Source organism: Nocardia sputi (genome assembly GCF_023501985.1).
In genome coordinates this window covers 1-1,282 of the sequence record NZ_JAMFLC010000070.1, presented here as the reverse complement: position 1 = coordinate 1,282, position 1,282 = coordinate 1, and the positions used below count along the sequence as shown (strand labels likewise).

General features: G+C 64.7%; 1 protein-coding gene. It reads right to left on the bottom strand.

The features are described from left to right. Positions 1–58 precede the first annotated feature (58 nt). Positions 59–1,200 (bottom strand): IS3 family transposase gene (locus M8859_RS36655; protein ID WP_159931034.1). Its coding sequence is split into 2 segments (ribosomal slippage): positions 59–933 and positions 933–1,200, totalling 1,143 coding nucleotides; the frame shifts between segments, so codons are not numbered across the junction. Between the last annotated feature and the right edge of the window lie 82 nt (positions 1,201–1,282).

Genomic DNA, 1,282 nt, shown 5'->3' with positions numbered 1-1,282 from the left:
TGGCCGGTCCCCGATAATGCGACCACCCGGGAGTAGAGCCCGGGTTGTTCGTCAGTTGTCAGTTGATCCCGCAGTCCACCGGGTGGTGGGTGTGGGTGCAGGCCGCAGCGTACTCAGCCGGTGTCCGGTAGCCCAGGGCTGAATGCCGGTGCCGCAGGTTGTGGTCGGTTTTGAAGTCGCCGATGACCACGCGGGCCTCGAGTAGAGAGGTCCAGTGGTTGCGGTTGAGGCACTCGATGCGCAACCGGCGGTTGAACGATTCGATGTAGCCGTTGTTCCATGGTGTGCCGGGCGGGATGTAGGTGATCCCGATCCTGTCAGTGCAGAAGCGTTGCAGCGCTGTAGAAATCATTTCCGGGCCGTTGTCACACCGCAGCACCTTCGGCACGCCCCGGGTGGTGAACACCCGGGCGAGTTCGGCGACGAGTTTCTCGCCGGTGATGGAGCGTTCCACCAGGTGCAGCAGCGACTCGCGGGTGTGTTCATCGACCATCGACGCGATCTTCACCGCCCGACCATCGACGGTGGAGTCGAACTGGAAGTCCAATGCCCATACCGTCTTCGGTGCATCCGCGGCGACCGCCGGCACCGACGAGGAGCCGAGGCGTTTGCGTCGGTGATGCGCCCGTACCTGCAGGCCCTCCTGCTTCCACAACCGGTGGACCCGTTTGCGGTTGACCCGGTGACCTTCGTCGAACCGCAATGCCGCCCACGCCCGACGAAACCCATGGCACGGGTTCTTACGCGCATACTCGCGCAGCCAGGCCCTGGCGCCGACATCGGGATCGTCCGGGGTCTGGTCGAGCGGAAGCCGCCGGAACGTGGACCGATGCACCCCGACGACCTTGCAGGCGAACCGTTCCGACATGCCCTTGACCTGCAAGAGCATGCCCACCGCCCGCCGCTTGGCCGCCGGGCCTAGAAGTTTCCCCGAGCGATCTCCCGCAATGCGTCCTTCTCCAGCTCGGCATCAGCCAGCAATCGCTTCAACCTGGCGTTTTGCTCGCGCAATTCCTTGAGTTCTTTGGCGGCGTCGGTATCCATCCCGCCGTACTGGCGCCGCCAGTTATACAAGGTCGCCGCCGAGATCCCCAGGTCAGCCGCGATCTCCTCACCCGAAGCGCCCGCGGCGGCCAACTCGTCGGCACGGCGCAGCTTCCGCACGATCTCTTCGGCGGAATGCCGCTTACGTCCAGCCATGGTTCTCAGTGTCCCTTCCAGCCCCTCACCAGGGCCAACGGAACTCTAGTTCCAGGCGGTCTCATTCACCGGGGACAGGCCA